This window comes from Pseudobutyrivibrio xylanivorans (assembly GCF_010906925.1).
Classification (GTDB): domain Bacteria; phylum Bacillota; class Clostridia; order Lachnospirales; family Lachnospiraceae; genus Pseudobutyrivibrio.
In genome coordinates, this window is record NZ_VTVE01000003.1 from 207,301 (window position 1) to 227,801 (window position 20,501).

Consider the following 20,501-nt stretch of genomic DNA (forward strand, 5'->3'; position numbering starts at 1 on the left):
GAAAAATTGAATAGTAGGGAGCGTAATTCAGGAATTGATTTGCTGAAATTTGGGGCTGCAGTATTTATAATACTAGGGCATATCAATGAAAGATTTATTACACCAATACCAGTTACAGGGTTATTTGGATTTACCGATGTGGTGGAATTATTTTTCTTAATTTCAGGATATTTGTGTAGAGATTTAAGTAAGTTTAATAGTCCAAATGGAATTATCAAAAGAATTCTTCGAGTATATCCGATGATTTTTATTACTACAACTGTAGCTATAGTTCTAAATGAGTTTGCACATTTGGTATATGAAGAACCTTCTACCGGAATTTTGAATGTTCTTGCTAGCTATTTGTTGATTTTTAAATTCTCAATAATTCCAAACCAGTTGGGAATAGATGGCAATCTATGGTATATAGGCATCCTGATTTTTTGTTATTGTGTTGCCTATGTTGTTAAAAAGATAGAAGAAAAGCTAGATATTCATTATTTATTTACTTCTACAGTATTAGTTCTTGTGGGGGTATCCTGTGTATTTTCAGGCGAAAACAAGCCATTTTGGAATTACTATACTGGAAGAGGTCTAGCTGCATTTTTCCTAGGAGTTATTCTTTGGGATATTATCAATAACAGAATCAAGATAGAAAAATGGTGGATATTGACCATCGTTGAAGCTATTATTGCGATAGTAGTTGTAAAGTGGATGCTTGATATAAATATCGAGCGTATAGAGTCAATATGGGGTGTAGAGTGCTTTGTATTGTTTCCTGCAATTTTACACATAGGTATCAAACTTGGTAGTTTTATTAAAAGCACGGTATTTACTGTCCTGGGAGATATATCTTTTGAAATGTATATATGGCAAGCAATAGGTTTCTTTATGATAGAACATATTAACTTGGCCAGCGGCAGAGACAGTTTAAGTTTCAAGGGTATCCTAGCATTTTACGTGGTGCTTTTGATATGGAGTTATATCATGAATAGATTTGTAGAAAAGCCGCTTAATAAGACTATTATTCAAAAAATAGCAAAATAGTTTTATGGTTAGATTAAATTGGAGCAAACATGTTATTTAATTCGATAGATTTTTTAATCTTTTTTCCTATTGTTACTACATTATACTTTGTGTTCCCGCATAAAATTAGGAATTACTGGCTGCTTGCAGCCAGCTATTTCTTCTATATGTGCTGGAACCCAAAGTATATTTTGCTGTTAATGACATCCACATTTATCACATATCTCAGTGGTATTGTGATGGAGCGCATCAAACAGTCTGATAGAGAAGAAGATAAAAAAGTAAAACTTAAAAACTGGACAGTTGCAGCTAGTTTTGTTTTAAACATTAGCATGCTGTTTTACTTTAAATATATTAATTTTGCTCTTGATGTGATGACTGATGTTTTAGGGTTATTTCATATCAGTGTCAATGTACCAACATTTGATGTGATTTTACCTGTAGGTATTTCTTTTTATATTTTCCAGGCACTTAGCTATACAATGGATGTATATAGAGATGAAATATACGCAGAGAAGAATATATTTAGATATGCTTTGTTCGTGTCTTTCTTCCCTCAATTAGTAGCGGGGCCTATTGAAAGATCTAAAAACTTGCTCAAGCAGTTGGCAAAGCCAAATGATTTTGATTATAACAATGCTAGAACCGGTCTTCTTATGATGCTCTGGGGCTACTTTATAAAGGTAGTCATGGCGGATAGACTAGCAGTTCTTGTAGATACAGTTTACAACGATGTTTCAGCCTATCATGGCATGGAGCTTGTTGTTGCAAATCTTTTTTTTACAATTCAGATTTATTGCGATTTTATGGGCTATTCTATAATCGCAAAGGGTGCAGCCAAATATCTTGGCTACAATCTTATGAGCAACTTTGAGATGCCTTATTTCTCTACTTCTATTAAAGAATTTTGGAGACGTTGGCACATTTCACTTAGTTCATGGTTGAGAGATTACCTTTACATTCCACTTGGAGGAAATAGAAAGGGCACAGCCAGAAAATACTTTAACTTATTGCTTACATTTTTTGTGAGTGGTCTATGGCATGGAGCCAATATAACATTTGTCGTTTGGGGAATGTTCCATGGAATATGCCAGGTAATAGAAGATATCTTCAGAATGATATTTGGAAAGATATCAGATCGAATCAAGAACCAGGCAGTTGCTAGAGCGTGGAAGGGTGTCAATATATTCAAGACCTTTATCCTTGCAGCAATAGGTTGGGTATTCTTTAGAGCAAGCAATATATCACAGGCTATTCAGGTATTAAAGGCCTCTGTAAAGCTTGATAATGTATCAGCTGTATTTACTGGCGGAATATACAATCTTGGAATAGATAAAATGGGACTTATTATGCTTGGCATCGCGGTTCTACTATTATTCGTAGTTAGCATCATGCGCGAGAATGGAGTCAATCCTATTGAATGGATTTCAAGTAAGCATTTTGTGGTTAGATATGCTACATACTGGCTTATTGTTGTTTTGATTATTTTTAGTTTGGATTTAACTGGAAAAGAATTTATCTATTTCCAATTCTAAGTTGGAGTACTAATGAAAAACGTTGGGAAATTATTACTTAAATGCATATTGGCCTTGGTGCCTCTTTGGATTATATGTATTTTCATTGCAAAGAGTCCCCTTTCTTATTTGAGTTCGGATTCTGTTGGAGCATATTGGAACAAGGAGTTCACTAAGACCAAACAGGATAAATACTATGATGCGGTGATTCTGGGAGATTCAATGGCAGCCACATCATTTATGCCAGAGCTTTTGTCTGACTCCACTATTAATTTAGCATTGTCTGGCTCCAGTCCAATAGAGGGTTACTATACTCTCAAGGATTATCTTGCAAACAATGAGGCACCTACAGATGTCTTTGTATCATATATGGATTATCATTTGGCACACAATGATTTTACTTTTACAACCTGCAATCAGGTCCATAAATTTGGTATAGGTGAATACACAGAAATTTACAAGACAATAAAAGATACAGGTGTAACTGAATTTGAGAATGTTCCAATGGATGAATATTGGGATAAGGCGATAGCTAGCAGTTTTTATATGCCTAGCGAGTATATCGCATCAATTATTAATTCCATTAATGAGGGCGGCCGTTTATCGGTCAACCAGGATTCATACAATCAGATAGACATTCGCTCAGGCAGAAGTTGTATTATGACAAATAATATTTCTGAAACCTCTGGAATAAAGTATGATAATTATAGTATCTCTCCATTGCAGGGGACCTACTATAAAAAGCTTGTTCAGCTTTGTGAGGATAATGGAATTGCCCTTCACATTATCAAGCTTCCACTAGATATGAATACTTTGTTTACCGATGAGTATGTGGCTCAGGTAAATGGATACTATATGAATCTTTTGAATGATGCCAAACTTGCTGAGTTTAAATGGTATCCTGCTGATTATGCAGTAGAATGGTTCTGGGATGATTATCATATGAATCAACATGGTTCATATAGATTTAGCATGCAGTTAAAAGCAGATTATCCTAAGCTTTGGGGAGAGACTAATCCATCAGCTACTCAGATGTTGGCAGTTAACGAAGATATCAATATAGAAAATGAGCCAGCAGAGTTGTTTAAATGGGTAGATGAAAAAGACTACACTATCGTTATGTATTCCAAGTTGGATGATTTTGAAGGCTATTTCAACGGATTAATGCGTTTCGATGACCAGGAATTAAGAGAGGCAGCGGATGGCGCATACTTTGTTGATGTTAAAGGCGGCCATAATGTATCCTTTGAGGATGGCGTAGTTGAAATAGACGGAAATGTCTATGAATGGGGGGATTACAATACAGGAGATGTCAATTTCCTGATTATAGATAATACTAATAAGATAATTGCCCGTACATGTTCTACGGATTTTAATAATGACGAAGGTCGTTTTGAAAGATTTGAGTTATGAAGTTTAAAGAGTTAATTAAAGAAAAATATCATATAGTTGTTTTATTGATGATAATCATAGTGGCAAGTTTGCCTGCTTTTAGGGCAGGTGTGTGCCAAGGGCATGATTTGCCATTTCATTTGGGGCGTATTGAGGCTATTGCAGAAGAGCTTCAGATGGGTCATATCCCAGTTAGATATGAGACAAGTGCGTGGCATGGTCATGGCTACATAAGTACTACAATGTACGGTAATATTTTCCTATATGTACCTGCATTACTATTGATATGTGGAATACCACTTTGGAGAGTTTATAATATCTATATCATAGTAGTTAACGTTGCAACAGTGGCTGTAGCATATTATTGCTTTGGCAAGCTTTTTAAGACAAGAAACGGTGCACTGATGGCTGTTATGATTTATACATTTGCCGGATATAGATTATCAAATCTTTATGTTAGAGCGGCAGTTGGCGAATATACAGCTATGATTTTTATTCCACTGGTTATCTACGGTATATATCGCATATACGAAGAGAGTGACATGGGAATATGTAGAAAGGTTTGTCCTCTCGTAGTTGGTGCGTCAGGACTTATCCAGAGCCATATATTGACTACAGAGCTTGTGGCTATTTTTTCTTTGATATATTTGTTGATTAATTTCAAATCCACAATGAGCCATATAAAAGAATGGCTGATAGCGGTAGTACTTATTGTACTTATCAATCTATTCTTTATATTGCCGTTTATTTATACATATATTTCCATGCGTTTATATGCAAATACACAACTTACAAGCCAGAGCATTAGACCAGATGGACTCTATTTATGTCAGATGTTTGGTCCATTGACTGAGGGGTTTGGTAGTAGTTTTGAATGGTCAGCAGAGGGCGAGGGATATCTCAACTCTGGTATTCAGTATGTTTTGGCTTTTATTACTACGATTGTATTTGCCATCGCTAATAGAAAAAATAAGGCTAACGACAAGAAGACTCCGTTGGTATTTTGGATTTTATTTATATTTGGAATAGTTGCCATGTTTTTATCAACCGTATACTTCCCATGGAATCTATTTGCGGGAGAGAACAACAAGTTGAGCTTTCTTTCGGCTATACAGTATCCATGGCGAAATATGCTGATAGCAACAGTGTGCTTTGTTATAACAGGCGTCTATGGATTTGAGAGGCTGATTAGTAACAAGAAAAGCATTGTGGCACTTGCGGTGGTTGCAGCAGTTACACTTATGACTACAGCCTATTTTGATTACACTTTGGTATATAAAAATAAGACCTTAGTAAATGAAAAGGCAGATTCCACATGGGCTGACAAGCTTTATTTGCCGGAGGGGACTGAACGACAATTTTTAAATGTTACAGTTCCAATTTATGCTGACGACAAGGTGATTATCCCTACACTGGCCTATGATATTATTACGGTAACAGATATAGAGGATAAACCAATCCCATGGGAGACAGGATACAATGGTTGCATAGTAGTGAATCGAGAAGATTTTACCCGTGGATACAAAATCCACTTTATGGTGCCTTTTATATGGCATGTGTCAGAGATAATATCCTTGATTACGATAATAGGTCTTGTGATAGCAGTTGTGAGAAAGATGAAAAGGTTGGCAATAAATGAAGTCGTTGATTGAGAAGTATAAAGAAAATAAATTGGAATTTTTATTTCTGATAGCCTTAGTTGGCTGTCTTCTTTGCCAATTATTTATTACTTTATATTTCAATGTTTTTGAAGCAAAAGAGCACATGGGAATAGATGTGTCTTGGGAATATTTAAAAGCAAATATAGCTTTCAAAGAGCGTGCTTTTTATCCTAGTGATGTTATTAACACCACAACACAGCCTATGTTTGAGAGACATATTCTAATATTGCCATTTTATCTGATATTTAAAAATGTTTTTGTGGCATATGGATTATCTAGCTTTTTCATCACAGTGGCATGCTTAGTTGTCCTTTATAAAATAGGCACTAGCTTAAAGTTAACTTTTGGACAAAAGCTTATAATTCTCAATTTATTTATATGCCCATTTATGGCCAATGGATTTAATATAGACAATGATTTAGGCTATTTTGTATGTGTCAATGGTTTCGGCGCAATGCAAAATGTTTCCACATTGACAATATTAATGGTGATACTAAGTGTTGTTTTTGATGGCAATAGCAAGCACAAAAAAATAATTGAGATAGCCACATTGGCATTGATTGTATTTATAGGAGTATCTAAGGGAACTAGTCTTTTAGTTTGGATTGGAGTTCCTATGGCCATCTACATAGTGACTCAGGTGTTTATTAAAAATGATATAAAGTTCTTGATTAGCAAGACATCCATTTTTATGTATGCATCTGTAGTTGGGGTTCTTTTAGGTAGAATCATTGGTGGTATTCTTGGATATCAGTATTTGGACTCAAGTGTAACCTGGGCCAATGCAAGCGAGATCATGAAGAATCTAGGCAATGTACTCGTTGGAGTTCCACTTCTCCTTGGAGGGATTCCAGGGGAAGGCGTTGAGAGAAGTCCTATGAGTTTTATTGGACTTGTTTATTGCTTTGGTCTTATAATGTCAATTGTTTTGGTGGTTGCAATACTGTATTTTACAGTGCAGACCATAAAGGCAATTATCAAGGAAAAATCAGCAGATGACAGAGTTCTATTTTTGCTTGTAGTGTTTTTTGCAAACATAGCTGTCTATGCTTTCTTAGTTCCATATCACGTTGGGGCTACATTTGAAATTAGATATTTAATTCCTGCTATTCATTCGGGATTTGTCTTGATAGGATTATTCATAAAAGAGATTGATGATAGTCTTATTATTAAAAAATTTGGTTGCGTGATGCTTTTGATTTCAGTAATCGCAATGGATTTGTACTCAGATTACTTCCTTGCCATCACCGACAATAGTCAGTGGCAGACAGATCAGCTGTTAGCTGCAATTGATGACACTGATGCGGGACTTGTATATTTCTGGGATGAAGAAAAATACTTGGTTCGCCCAGAGAGAGTAATCCGTGTAATTGATTCGAGCCGTGTTTATAAAAGTATTAGTTACGGCAATGTTTTAGAGAACTTTGGAGACTATAAATACTATGATGATAGCAAGCAGTATGTAGGCGCGACAGTGCTTGTTACCGTGGCAGGACAAGAGCCTCTTGAAAAAGCTATTATGGAACAGTATGAGTTATTGGAAAATATTGGTGACTACAGTGTGTATTATTGCAGTGAAAATCCAATTGATTTAGAGTCCATGACAATCAAAAATAAAGAACTATAGTCATTTTGTTATGAGAAGGAATATGCATGAAAAAGCTTTCGTCGATTATTTTTTCAGATAAAGATATTAAACAAAACATTATAAAGGCTGTGCTTTTTATTACAGCGATTTGTCAGTTTGCCCTTATATTATTCTTTAATATTTTTGAGGCAAGGACACATCTTGGAATAGACTCTTCATGGGACTATCTTAAGACAGCTGTAGTTGCAAATAGTGGCAGCATATATCCTACTAGTCTTTTGAGTGAGACTACAGCTCCACTTATTGACCGTCTGTTTATATTTGCACTTCCCCTATACAAGATCACAGGGAATATTTGGATTTCATATGCTATAGCAAATCTTATCACTACAGTACTTATCATCATTCTTATCTACAAGATTTTAAAGATTAAAGAATGTAGCTTTACCTCGTTTTTAGTAGTGCTAAATTTATTTCTTTGCCCATATCAGTTAAATGAATTTTCATGGATGAATGACCTGGGATATTTCAGCTGTATTCATGTGATGGCAAGCGTTTACAGCTTTAGAATTCTTGGAATGCTTCTTGCATATAGGATTCTACTGATTGATAAAATAAATAAAAAAGAGATTGCTTTGATAGCTGTTTCTATTCTTTTATCAGTATTATTTGGAATTGGATCAGGAATGAGCATGATTGCTATGTTTTTCCTTCCGCTACTTTTATCTAGAATTATTCTTACATTCATAAATAATGATTGGGCTTTTCTCAAGAATAGAAAAAGCTTGTTTGTATACGCATCAATCATAAGTGTTGGAGTGGGACGAGTTCTTGGTGGTGCACTGGGACTTACTTACAAGGATGCCATTGAAAATTGGATCAGTGCAGATGGATTTTGGAGCAACTTAGGCAATGAGATTGTTGCCTTTATGCTTTTGCTTGGGGCGATTCCTGAGGCAGGAGTAGAGAGGTCTCCAATGTCACTTGCAGGTTTGTCTCACGTATTTGGATTAGTGATTTTTGTGGCAATAGTCATATCTCTTTTCTTCGTAATTGTATCTCTTGTAAAGAGCGCAAAAACAAAAGCGCTAGATGAATTCTGGGCTACACTTGTAACAGTGGTGCTTGCTACAATACTTGAGTTTTCTCTTTTAGATACCACTTATGGGGACCCAACATTTGAAAAGAGATATTTGCTTACAGCACTTGTGACAGGATTTTTCTTTGTTGCATTTTTCATTAACAAAACAGATAAAGATAGCTTGTTTAGAGGCTTTTGCATACTTGTAGTGACAGGTGCAATCATTCTCATAGATTTAGTTTCAGACTACAATTACAAAAAGCAGGGTAGTGATGAATTTCAAATGGAAGCTATGGTGGATGTGATTGACTCCACTGATGCAGGGCTTGTATATGCCTATGGCGACAATACAATTATCTATGAACGTTGTATCCGTGTTATGGATTTAGATAGATACTACAAGCAGATTAGAGATGATGGTTCATTAAATAATTGGGGTGACTATCGCTATTATGATGATAGTACTCAGTATGTGGGACCAACTATTTTGATGGTGGATGTAGATGGTAAAAAGCCATCGGATGAAATTATGTCAAAATACCAGCTTTTAGATACTATTCACAACATTGGTATTTATTATTCAAAGGATAATCCTATTGATTTGGAGGACATTTAGTTGCTGTTTAACTCGGTTTCATTTGCAATATTTTTAATAGTGTTATTCGCTCTATACTGGGTTATGCCGAGCAAGTATAGATGGGTTGTTTTATTGGTTTCTAGCTACTATTTCTATAGCTGCTGGAACATAAAATATGTGTTTATACTTTTGTTTACCACCGCAGTTTCGTATTTTGCAGGTAGATTGATATATAAGGCAGATGAGGATAAAAAGAAAAAGCTCATTATTGTGCTTTCTGTTTGTATAGAGGTCCTGGTGCTTGGATTTTTCAAGTATTTCAATTTTTTATCTCAGACGGTTGCGGATATTTTTGGTGCATTGTCTATACCGGTTCACCAGGCTACTTTGAAATTGATGGTTCCTGTGGGACTTTCATTTTACACATTCCAGACAATAGGCTACATTGCAGATGTCTATAATAGAAAAATAGAGCCAGAGAAGAACTTTGGCGTGTATGCGCTATTTGTTTCCTTCTTTCCACATATTATGTCAGGTCCAATTGCAAGAGCTGATAAGCTGATTCCTCAGCTAAAAGCTGACAGGGTATTTGATAATAAGCTGGCAGAGGATGGTCTCAAGCTCATGGCATGGGGCTTCTTTAAGAAGCTTTGCATAGCAGATGTTTTGACGACCTACGTGGACTTGGTTTATTTGGATGTAAAATCCTACGCAGGATTTGATTTATTGCTTGTGATTTTCTTCTACACAATTCAGATATACTGTGATTTCTCAGGCTACACTGATATTGCAATTGGTGTTGGCAAGCTTTTTGGAATAGAGCTAATGACCAACTTCAAGGCTCCATATTTATCTACTAGCATCAAGGAGTTTTGGAGCAGATGGCACATTTCTCTTACATCATGGCTTAGGGATTATGTATATATTCCACTTGGTGGTAATAGATGCTCTACTGCTAAAAACTACAGGAATTTGATGGCTACATTTTTAATCAGTGGTTTGTGGCACGGAGCTAATTGGACATTTGTGCTCTGGGGAGCTCTTCACGGACTTTTGCAGATTGCTGAAAAAATCTTTGCGGCTCCTATCAAGAGATTCAAGTCATATAAACTAGGCAAAGCCATTTCATGGTTTGTGGTATTTGTGCTTTGCAGTATTGCATGGGTATTCTTTAGAGCAGACTCTGTTTCAGATGCAGTTTACGTGATTGCTCATAGTCTTCAGGGAGTCACATCACCTGGCCAGTATCTTGTAAACAATATCGGACTTGGTGGAAGCAAGTACGTTACTATAGCCTTTTCACTTGCTGTCCTTACAGCATTTGATTTAATAGATGATAAAAAGGGCGTGTTTGAATCACTTTCAAAGAAGCCTACATTGATTCGTCATGCAGTTTATATTTTGCTTTTAGTTATGATAATGTTTTTAAAGGCAAGTGGCGAAGCGGCATTTGTTTACTTTAAGTTTTAGAGAGGTATAGTCTTGAAAAAGTTTTTGGCGAAGGTATCAGCCTATCTAGCCTTTTGTATAATATTGATGGTTGCTATTCCTGCAATTATTGATCCATACAATGTGTTTCATCCATTATCGGCTAGAAACAATGGCATCGAGCCTAATAAAAATTATGTAAAGATGACCTATATTTTAAAGAACCCAGATAAATACGATGCTTTTTTATTTGGTTCTTCTAGAGTAGGGGCTATACATACTGAAAAGATTGAGAATCTCAACTGTTATAACATGACATATTCCATGGGTGCGCCTGCTGAGGCGCTGGCCAATATACAGACCATGGTTGATAATGGTATTTGTCCCAAGGTCATCTATCTCGGCGTAGACAACCTGTCATATACAGTTGATCCAGAATCACACAATAATGATGCATCCACAGCAAGCTATGAGTATTTGAAATCAGATATTCAGAATTTTGTTAATCATTATTGCAATATATTTACTACAATAAAGTCCCTTTCGGTTATCATGTCGGGAGAAAAGACACCAGGGGTGGCTGAGATATATGAGTATGGCTGGTGGGCAGACTATGATTATGAATCTAGCTATGATTGGTCCAATGAGGGAATCACCAAGGGGCCTGTCAATAGAATAGATGAGACCTTAGATGAGATTAGACAAATAAAAGAGATTTGTGATGCAAACGATATAGAGTTTATCGTATTTACGAATCCTATGACATATATGACTTATGAGGATTCCATAGATAATGGATATGAGGACTTCCTTGAGGGCTTAACTGAGATCACAGATTACATTGATTTTAGTGAATTCAATGGTACTAAGGATGACCATAGCGGTTTTGTAGACAACAGTCATTATAGTGCTCAAGTGGGAGATATGATGATAGAGGTACTAAATAACTATAGATAGAGGGTATTGGCGTGACATACACATCGTTTTATTTTTATGTTTTCTTGTCAGTGACATTGGTGGCATACTATGTAATTCCAAAGGCATTTAGATGGCTAGTATTACTACTAGCCAATTTCTGCTTTCTTTGGTTTGCTACAGGAGATATAAAGAAAATAGCATTGTTTGGATTGACCATAGTTATAAGCTATGCATTTTCTAGAGCAGTTGAAAAGAAAAAAAGCAAAGGAATATTGATTCTTTCAATACTAGTATCTGCAGCTCCACTGCTTCTTAATAGAGCAATTGGATTTAGTGAGAGACTTCAAAATAGCAGTATTGCCTCTCGCATAATTATTCCGCTTGGTCTCTCCTTTTACACCATGCAGATGATTGCATATCTTGCTGATATTTACATGGGCAAGGTGGAGGCTCAAAAGAATTTCCTTAAGTATGCAACTGTGGTTTCCTTCTTCCCACAAATCATACAGGGACCAATCCCAAGACATGCTCAGATAGAAAATGAAATAATGGCTGAGCACAAGTTTGATGATAGAGAATTTATGCGAGGTGTACAGCTAATAATTTGGGGATTATTTCTCAAGTTTATGATTGCTGATAAAGCCGGAATTGTGGTGGATTCAGTTTTTGATAATTTCGAGGGTTATCGCGGCGTATATATTTTGATCGCGGGCGTTTTATATAGTCTTCAGTTGTATACTGACTTTTTGGGATGCGTTACTCTTTCTCAGGGTATGGCCCTTCTGTTTGGTATACACATTGTAGACAATTTTATGCATCCTTATTTTGCAGATTCTATCAAGGATTTCTGGAGAAGATGGCATATCTCTCTTAGCTCTTGGCTGAGGGACTATATCTATATTCCTTTGGGAGGCAACAGAAAGGGTCTTGTTAGAAAAAATATTAATCTTTTGATTACATTTGCTGTCAGCGGCGTATGGCACGGCGGCGAAATCAAATACGTTTTCTGGGGAATGATGCACGGCATCTATCAGATAGTTGAGGGAGCAGTTCCTTATTTCAGCAAAAAGTTTTCAGGTCCTGCTCACGTATTCAGAGTGGTTATCAACTTTTTCTTAGTTATGCTTGCATGGATTATTTTTAGAGCTGATACCCTTAAAATTGGTCTTAGAATGATTTACAGGATGTTTACAACATTCAATCCTTGGATATTACTAGACGGTTCTCTTTATGACCTAGGACTTCATGAGAAAGAATGGAGAGTCCTTTTTGTTTCTCTTTTGGTTCTTTTCTTTGTGAGCAGAAAGCAGGAGCATGGAGTTGCAATAAGAGAGGAATTTGCAAAATTCAATTTTGCATTTAGATGGCTTATTTACATTGCAGCGATTGTTACTATTTGGGTGTTTGGTACCTATGGTTTGGGCTATAATGCCGGCGACTTTATTTATGGAGGATTTTAGCGATGAAGGGAATACTTACTAAAATCTTTAGATCATTGGCATTTTTAGCAATCCTTGGTGCAATCCTTTATAATGTAAATGAGATGCTTGTACCAAAGACTAATCACAACAGTGTTATTTGGTCTTATACAGATAAATACAACCAGTTCTATCAGATGGAAGAAAATTCAATCGACGTATTGTTTTTAGGTTCTAGTGTTGTGGCCAATGCCATTTCACCACAGGAGATATACGACGATTACGGTATCAGAAGCTACAATCTATCTAGCAGTGGACAGAGTATATTTTTCAATTACTATTGGTTGAAGGAGGCTCTTAAATATCAGAACCCTAAGACTGTAGTGCTGGATTCAAAGTTTATTTTTTCTATGTACCCAGACAGTGCAGTAAACACAACAGAGGGTACATATAGAGAATGCGCTAACAGCATGAAGTGGTCTGCTAATAAGGTGGAGATGATTAATGAGCTCTGCAAGAACGACCCTACTCAGGACAAGCTGAGTTATTACCTCACCAACATGAGATACCACACTAGATGGACAGAGATTCAAGAAATAGATATGGACTATTCCCTTACCAACCATGACGAGCTGAAGGGACAGTCTATTATGACTGGATACGGTGCCGATAGCTACGCTCCATTTATTCCTACCGATTCAGATATAAAGGCTGATGCAGTTCCTCTTATGGAAGAGTATCTGGAAAAGATAGTAGACCTATGCAAGGAGAATGACATCAACCTAGTATTTATTTCTCTTCCAGATGTAATGACAGATGCTGTTAATAATAGAATGATAGAATATTCCAAGTCGTTCAACGTTCCTTACTATAACTTCTGCTCAGAAAAATTATATTATGAAATCGGAGCAGAGCTTCCAAAGGAAAATGTTATTGAGCATGAGAATATTTGGGGTGCGGCAAAGATGTCAAAGTATATTGGAGGAATTTTAAAAGAAAACTTTAATGTTCCTTCAGTAGAGGATGAACAGTGGAGCAGCACAAGCTATTATTATCATCATATGATTAATACTGCTGAGTTTGTAAATGTGGAGAGCATGGATGAGTATCTTGAGATGCTTATAGGGGACCCACAGTACATTACTTTCATCTCCGTAAAGGACGATGCGGTACGATTTATTACGGATGAAGATATAGTTCGCCTAAATAAATTGGGACTCAAGGCATCATATAAAGACATGTTTAGATATAGTTATGCTGCCGTGGTGGATTTGGCTGATGGAAATATAGAGGAAGTCAGCCCTGATGAGCAGGTTACTATTTCAGGAAACCTAGATGATGGCCAGCTGATATATGAGGTTACCAGTGGTGGTACCAATGCTGGTATCGCATGTTCAATCATAATAAATGGAGACAACTACGAGGTAAATGGTGTAGGATTTAACTTTGTAGTATATGATAGAGTTACACAGAAAGTTGTAGATAGTGCATGTTTCTATAGAAATGAATATGGTGAATACTGTAAGCGATGACTAAAAAGAAAAAACTAATTGTATACTTCGTTGAAATAATCATTGGAATTGTTTTTTGCGGTCTAATGATTTATAAGGGAACACACTGTAGCCAGGTTAATATTGACCTGGCTAGGTTTGCGTCTGACTATATTGGATATAATGATGGCGCATGGAGTGTTTCAGGAGGCTCTATAGAATCAGATGAAAAAATAGTTTTGCTATATGGTCCTTATGAGACTATAAAGCCTGGTTCATATTCTGTTACACTTGATTACACTGCTGATAGCAAGATGACCTGTAGACTTTTTTCCGCAGAGAGAAATGAGTTTATTCATGCAGGGGATTTTTATCTGAGTCCTAATAAATATCAGGTGACTTACAATTTTTATGTCACCCAGAGTATTTATGATTTAGAGATTAGGATAGTTGATTATTCGGGAGATGAGGCATTTACATTAAGTGGAGCAAGCATTGGTAGTACCACAAGAGATATGAGAGTTCTTGTGTTTACGTGGATTGCTTTTTGTCTGATATTTGATTTCTTTGCATTTAGCAAATTCTTTAAAAACAACAGAAATACAGTACTTGCACTTTTAGCAATAGCGTTTGCTGGTACAGTTGCCTACATGTTCCCAGGTATTGCGCCAGGACATGATTTTCCATATCACATATTGCGTATTGAGGGCATTGCCGATGGCCTTAGGAGCGGCCAGTTCCCAGTGCGGATGCACTCTGTATTTATGGATGGTTTTGGATATCCTAATGGAGTGTTCTACGGAGATGTATTTTTATATATTCCAGCCATTCTACGTATTATCGGATTTTCAATCAATACCTGCTACAAGCTGTATGTATTTGGCGTAGCCCTGCTGACAGCCGCTACGACATATTTCATGGGACGTCGTGTGTTTGCCCATGAAAAGACAGCAGTGGTGGTGGCTCTTGCATATGTTACATGTAGCTACAGACTAGTAGATGTATTTGTCCGCAGTGCTGTGGGTGAGTATACTGCTCTGGCTTTTTATCCTGTAGTTGCCGCTGCTATATGGCAGCTTTACACGGGCAAGGATTCAGAGAGAGATTACAAGAGCATTAGCCTCACACTTGCACTAGGGATGCTTGGACTTTTGTATACCCATGTGCTTTCTACAGAGATGGTGTGCATTGTTCTTGTGGTAGTAGCACTTTGCCAATATAAAAAGACATTTACAAAAGAGACAATCATTTGCTATTTGAGAGCAATTGGTATTTTTGCAGTTGCGGGATTGGCATTTATAGTGCCATTTCTTGATTATTATTCAAGGGTGGCTACAGAGATAAAGGCAACCAATGGCTCGGTAAAATTGATTCAGTCTAGAGGAGCATATATCTCTGATTTATTTGCAGTATTTAGAGATTTCTATGGCGAGGGTGAGGACTACGTTGCTATTAGAATGCAGATTACTCCAGGACTTGTTTTTATGGCTGTATTGATTGTAGCTGTATATTTGATGCTTGCAAAAAAAGCTACAAAGGAGATTAAGGGGCTCACTATAGGTACGTTGATACTCTTATTTATCTCTACTAATTTGTTCCCATGGAACAAGCTAGCCTTTGCTTCTAAGTTTTTAAATGTATTTGCTCAGATTCAGTACCCATGGAGATATATAGGGATAGCTATAGTATTCCTAGCGATTCTTTTGGGGTTGATTTTAGAATACTTTATTGAAAACGAGTTTTACTCAGAAAAGATATATGCAGTTGTGGTGGCCATGGCACTTGTAAGCGTTGCGGTATTTGTTGGCTCTGCTGAGGACAATGCTACCGGGGTTACAAAATATTATGATACAGCGCAGCTGGATAGAGGTGCTGGTGCAATCGGATACGGTGAGTATCTGATAGAGGGCACTGATACTAGTGATTTGTTTGGTATCAATTTATATAAGGGGGATCTCTCGGCAATAGATATTCCTAAATACAACTATCCATACTACAAGGCATTTGATGACAATGGTAAGGAGCTTGCTATTTCGAATGGTATTAACAACCGTATACGCGTATCTGTAGAGATCACTTATAATGGCGACGTAACAGTTAAATTTGTTGAGCCAATATTATGGAGAATAGCGGAGATTATATCTCTAATTGGAGTGGTTGGTTTGATAATATTATATAAACGCGGAGCGTTTGGAAGGAAATAAAAGTGAGACTGAATGATTCTGTAAAGAATTTCATATTTGATAAAGTGTATGTAGCTATAGTGACTATTTCTGCACTAATAGGCTATGGATACCAGATTACACACTGCTCTTACGGCGTGGATGATGTGATTTACGACTGGTATATAGATTCTGGTCGTCTTGTTTCTATGGGCAGATTTACACCATGGCTTATCAACAAATTCTTTAAGATAAATGAGTTCACACCTTTTATAATAGATTTTATAGGAGTAATCCTTATTATCTTGGCTGGCACAGTGCTGTGCGCAGTTTTTGAAGACGCCATTGGTGCTGGCAAGGTACCTAGTTGGATATACGGGGTGTTTACATCCTTGATGCTTGTATACCCAATGAACGGTGAAGTATATATCTATTACATGCACAATGGCATGGGTGTAGCATTTTTGCTGTCCGCTATCGCTGTATATCTTATGTACAAGGTACAAGGACAAAAGCTAAAGGGGCAGCTTTTAAATGATTTGATAGCAGTGGTTCTTATGGTATTTGGCCTATGCTGCTATGAATCGTTTTCTTTAGTGATTGTTACTTTAGGAGTATGCATTGTACTTTTAAAGTCTTTTTCTGGTGAAAAGCTAGGGATTAAAGCCGATGGCCTTTGGGTAGTTACTGTGGTTGTGGCTACAGCAGTTGCCATGGTTTTGCGCAGCGTAATTACGCGGATTCTTTGTGCGGCTATGGGACTGGAAGTATATCAGACAAGTGGAGGCATGATTGGCTGGCAGTTTGCGGATAATGCCGGTGAAATATGGACTACTCTCAAGAATCAGTTGATGAGCAATTATATATTCTATGGTGCTGGATATTTTCCAATCACATTGTTCTTGATTGCAGCAGCGGCCCTGATTGTCATGTGTGTTTATTTCTCAATTAAAAACAAGGATATTTGGCCAATAGTACTGGCTGTTCTTGTGGTGATTGGCCAGTTTTCAATTAGCTTTCTTATCGGTGTGATGCAACTATATAGAATGTGCCAGTCCATCGTGGTGCTTGTTGCCTTTATCGTATTTGCGGTAATGATTATTCTTTCTAAATACAAGGTTGGAAGAATAGTAGCAATGGTACTTTCAGTGCTTGTGGTATTTGAGGCGGCAAGAGAGATTAATCAGCTATTTGCTTTTGAGTACAACATGTGTGAAAGATGTGCTGACAAGGTTAAATCTATTGGAGAATATTTAGATGCTAATTATGATTTGAGCCAGCAGAAAATCGTATTTGTCGGAGATTTTACACGCTCAATTGAGGAGGCTGATTATCTATTTATTAGCGCTGGTGAGCCGGGATACAGATTTTTAAACTGGTGTGATGTACATGTATACGATTATGATCCGGCAGTGGTAGCTGCAGGCAGATTTTACAAAATAGAGACAATTACCGATGGTGATGTGCTCACATGGTCCACTAATGCCTACGGTTATCACAATTGGGCAACCCAGAGGCTTTTTGGACACTATGGATACGATATCAGGATTACAGATACTGCAGAGGAGTACTACAAGATAATAGATAAATATAAGGACGAGTATTCCGACACAGATGAGGATTATCTAGAGATAGATGGTTACGTGGTTGTTGTATTAAAATAAGATGATGCTTTAAATTAATAGCAAATGGAGGGACTTCTGTGAACATACTAAATGATATAGAAGTTTTTGGTAAAAATTTAAAAAGTAAATATAACAATAGGCAAGTTATAGGGATGCTTGCAGTCCTTATAATTGGACTAGTGGCTCATGGATATATTATTTTTAACAGAATATCCTACCATGACAATACAGCAAGTCTATTTTCTCTAGGTGCCACTTATGAGCTTGATAGATGGGGCCTTGGCATTATTTATGATTTGCAGATATTTACCTCAAGAACATTTGCTGTGCCAGTTTTTAATGGCATATTGTCAGTGATTCTTATTGCACTATCTGCCAGCAAGCTGATACAGATTTTTGATATTAAATCAAAAGTAAGCGCGGTGGTTATTGGCGCTATCATGATTGTATATCCAGTTGTGCCTAGTATTTTTTCTTTTATGTTTACATCATGGCCTTATTTCCTAGGATTGCTGTTTTCGGTGGAGGCCGCTGGTGCGCTAATAGGTGCTAGACAGGAAAATGGTAAATTTAATGTAAAACAAGTTTTGGTCGCAGTGATATTTCTTGTTTTATCCCTTAGTATGTATCAGGCATTTTTTGCAGTGACTATTTCTATTCTTCTCATTAAGCTGCTTCAGGATGTTTTGACTGACAGAATAGATACCGTAAAGGATTACGGCAAAAACGGATTTACATATTTGATTACTCTTGGTGTGGGACTTGGCCTTTGGGCTGCTATAGCAGCACTGTTTAAAAAGATAAAGCACATCGATACAATGGACTACAAGGGAATGGGAAAGGGCTATGACATTTCTCAGTTCCCAGCTAAACTAGCTCAGTGTATCAGAGAGTTCTTCACAGGAAGCTATGCGGGAGTCAATGGTCTCAAGTATCTTAGGTTATTAACATTATGTGTGATTTTGGCTACTGTTATCCACATTTTTGTATTGATTTTCAAGAAAAATGTGAGCATAGGAGTAAAGCTATCAGCTCTAGTAGGGGTGGCACTTCTTCCAGTTGGCATGAATGTGATATATATTTTATCTACAAGCGAGGAGTTCTTCGTAGATAGTCTTATGGTTTACGGTACAGCATTTGTGTTGATACTTCCTATTATTTTGATTGAGACACTGGATTTTGAGACCTTTAAGCAGGCGATTGTAGGGAAGTTGATTAAGCTAATTACCTATCTTCAGCTGATTGCAATATTCGTAATTACGGTTTCATATATTTATTTAGACAATGCAGCCTATCTCAAGGCTGACATTGCAGAGCGACAGGCTACATCATATTTCACACAGCTTGCTGCTAATATCAAGAGCTGCCAGGGATTCGATGATGATATGGAAATCGTCTTTGTAGATTTTGATAAAAATGCAGATGGCACATTTGTTGTTGTGGATGATAACGAGGAGCTTGATGCCATTAAAATTGAGAAGTTCCCAGTTTATTCTGACCTGGTTACCTATGGCAGCGCCATTAGATTTATGCAGGAACACTGCGGATTTGGCAATGAAAAAGTCGTGGTAGATGATGGCAGCCTAGCAGAGGATTCTGCAGTTTTGGCTATGCCAACCTACCCAGATTATGGTAGTATAGCAGTGGTTGATGGCAAGTTGATTGTCAAATTTGGGGAATAATTATATCAATTATAAGGAAGGTATATACTTACGATGAAAAAGTTATCTATTGTTGTTCCTTGCTACAATGAGCAGGAGGCAGCACCTATTTTTTACGATACAGTACACGGTATGGAGGACAAGCTATCATCAGTAGAGCTTGAGTTTATCTTTGTAGACGATGGTTCTAAGGATGGCACACTTGATGTTCTTAGAGGTCTTCATGCTAGAGATGAGAGAGTGCATTATGTATCATTCTCTAGAAACTTTGGCAAGGAGGCAGGCATCTATGCTGGCCTTCAGAAGTCTACTGGTGATTATGTAGTAATCATGGATGTAGATTTACAGGATCCTCCTGCTATGCTTCCAGAAATGCTTTCATATATTGAGTCTGGTGAGTATGAGCGTGTAGCTACTCGTCGTGTAGATAGAAAGGGCGAACCACCTATCCGCTCTTGGTTTGCTAGAAAGTTCTACAAGCTTATGAACAAAATCTCTAGTGCAGATATCGTTGATGGAGCTAGAGATTATCAGATGATGACTAGAAAGGTTGTAGATGCCATACTTGCTATGGGTGAGTACAACAGATTCAGCAAGGGTATCTTTGGCTGGGTAGGATTCAAGAGCAAGTGGCTTGAGTTTGAAAATGTTGAGCGCGTTGCCGGAGAGACTAAGTGGTCATTCTGGAAGCTATTCATCTATGCTATTGATGGTATCGTAGCATTCTCTACAGCACCACTTATTATGGCATCAGTTTTCGGTGTAATCATGTGCCTTGTGGCATTTATATTTATTCTTGTAATTATTGTAAAGACACTTATTCTTGGCGACCCTACTAGTGGTTGGCCATCAATGGTTTGTATTATTCTTTTAGTTTCAGGTATCCAGCTTCTTTGCATGGGCGTTTTGGGACAGTACATGGCCAAGACTTATCTTGAGACTAAGAAGAGACCTATTTATCTTGTTCAGGAAGAAGAGTAA

The 20,501-nt window shown here is 37.1% G+C and carries 14 protein-coding genes; all 14 read left to right on the forward strand.

Going from position 1 to position 20,501, the window contains the following annotated elements; genetic code table 11:
• Positions 1–6 precede the first annotated feature (6 nt).
• A complete protein-coding gene (locus F0Q01_RS10310; RefSeq protein WP_090488662.1) occupies positions 7–1,026 on the forward strand; it encodes an acyltransferase family protein in 1,020 nt (339 codons plus the stop codon).
• 179 nt (positions 1,027–1,205) lie between these two features.
• Positions 1,206–2,540, forward strand: coding sequence for an MBOAT family O-acyltransferase (locus F0Q01_RS10315; protein ID WP_205467978.1), 1,335 nt, complete (start codon positions 1,206–1,208; stop codon positions 2,538–2,540).
• Positions 2,541–2,552: 12 nt separating this feature from the next.
• Positions 2,553–3,932, forward strand: coding sequence for a hypothetical protein (locus tag F0Q01_RS10320; protein ID WP_090488666.1), 1,380 nt, complete (start codon positions 2,553–2,555; stop codon positions 3,930–3,932).
• A complete protein-coding gene (locus F0Q01_RS10325) occupies positions 3,929–5,563 on the forward strand; it encodes a hypothetical protein (RefSeq protein ID WP_090488670.1) in 1,635 nt (544 codons plus the stop codon). Before F0Q01_RS10320 ends, F0Q01_RS10325 begins: the two co-directional genes overlap by 4 nt.
• The gene (locus tag F0Q01_RS10330) at positions 5,547–7,199 is read left to right on the forward strand and encodes a hypothetical protein (protein WP_090488672.1); all 1,653 of its coding nucleotides are present in this window, start codon (positions 5,547–5,549) and stop codon (positions 7,197–7,199) included. Before F0Q01_RS10325 ends, F0Q01_RS10330 begins: the two co-directional genes overlap by 17 nt.
• 26 nt (positions 7,200–7,225) lie before the next feature.
• On the forward strand, positions 7,226–8,857 hold the full coding sequence (locus F0Q01_RS10335; RefSeq protein ID WP_090488674.1) for a hypothetical protein: 1,632 nt from the start codon (positions 7,226–7,228) through the stop codon (positions 8,855–8,857).
• Between the two features lie 138 nt (positions 8,858–8,995).
• On the forward strand, positions 8,996–10,288 hold the full coding sequence (locus F0Q01_RS10340) for an MBOAT family O-acyltransferase (RefSeq protein ID WP_242941867.1): 1,293 nt from the start codon (positions 8,996–8,998) through the stop codon (positions 10,286–10,288).
• 12 nt (positions 10,289–10,300) lie between these two features.
• The gene (locus F0Q01_RS10345; RefSeq protein WP_090488678.1) at positions 10,301–11,203 is read left to right on the forward strand and encodes a hypothetical protein; all 903 of its coding nucleotides are present in this window, start codon (positions 10,301–10,303) and stop codon (positions 11,201–11,203) included.
• Positions 11,204–11,214: 11 nt separating this feature from the next.
• Positions 11,215–12,624 carry an MBOAT family O-acyltransferase gene (locus F0Q01_RS10350; RefSeq protein WP_090488680.1) on the forward strand — a complete coding sequence of 470 codons (1,410 nt, stop codon included), beginning with the start codon at positions 11,215–11,217 and terminating at the stop codon, positions 12,622–12,624.
• 2 nt (positions 12,625–12,626) lie between these two features.
• A complete protein-coding gene (locus tag F0Q01_RS10355; protein ID WP_090488682.1) occupies positions 12,627–14,114 on the forward strand; it encodes a hypothetical protein in 1,488 nt (495 codons plus the stop codon).
• Positions 14,111–16,276 carry a hypothetical protein gene (locus F0Q01_RS10360; protein WP_090488684.1) on the forward strand — a complete coding sequence of 722 codons (2,166 nt, stop codon included), beginning with the start codon at positions 14,111–14,113 and terminating at the stop codon, positions 16,274–16,276. The genes F0Q01_RS10355 and F0Q01_RS10360 overlap by 4 nt, the downstream gene beginning before the upstream one ends.
• A gap of 2 nt (positions 16,277–16,278) precedes the next feature.
• Positions 16,279–17,898: a glucosyltransferase domain-containing protein gene (locus F0Q01_RS10365; protein ID WP_163927227.1), complete on the forward strand. Its 1,620-nt coding sequence runs from the start codon at positions 16,279–16,281 to the stop codon at positions 17,896–17,898.
• A 38-nt stretch (positions 17,899–17,936) separates the two neighbouring features.
• Positions 17,937–19,541 (forward strand): glucosyltransferase domain-containing protein, encoded by a 1,605-nt coding sequence (locus F0Q01_RS10370; RefSeq protein WP_090488688.1) that lies wholly within the window; start codon positions 17,937–17,939, stop codon positions 19,539–19,541.
• A 33-nt stretch (positions 19,542–19,574) separates the two neighbouring features.
• Positions 19,575–20,501, forward strand: a complete 927-nt coding sequence (locus tag F0Q01_RS10375; protein ID WP_090488690.1) for a glycosyltransferase family 2 protein — start codon at positions 19,575–19,577, stop codon at positions 20,499–20,501.

Coding starts and splice junctions, on each gene's coding strand:
- F0Q01_RS10315 (WP_205467978.1), top strand. CDS start 1,206: ATGACATCCACATTTATCACATATCTCAGTGGTATTGTGATGGAGCGC.
- F0Q01_RS10320 (WP_090488666.1), top strand. CDS start 2,553: ATGAAAAACGTTGGGAAATTATTACTTAAATGCATATTGGCCTTGGTG.
- F0Q01_RS10325 (WP_090488670.1), top strand. CDS start 3,929: ATGAAGTTTAAAGAGTTAATTAAAGAAAAATATCATATAGTTGTTTTA.
- F0Q01_RS10330 (WP_090488672.1), top strand. CDS start 5,547: ATGAAGTCGTTGATTGAGAAGTATAAAGAAAATAAATTGGAATTTTTA.
- F0Q01_RS10335 (WP_090488674.1), top strand. CDS start 7,226: ATGAAAAAGCTTTCGTCGATTATTTTTTCAGATAAAGATATTAAACAA.
- F0Q01_RS10355 (WP_090488682.1), top strand. CDS start 12,627: ATGAAGGGAATACTTACTAAAATCTTTAGATCATTGGCATTTTTAGCA.
- F0Q01_RS10360 (WP_090488684.1), top strand. CDS start 14,111: ATGACTAAAAAGAAAAAACTAATTGTATACTTCGTTGAAATAATCATT.
- F0Q01_RS10375 (WP_090488690.1), top strand. CDS start 19,575: ATGAAAAAGTTATCTATTGTTGTTCCTTGCTACAATGAGCAGGAGGCA.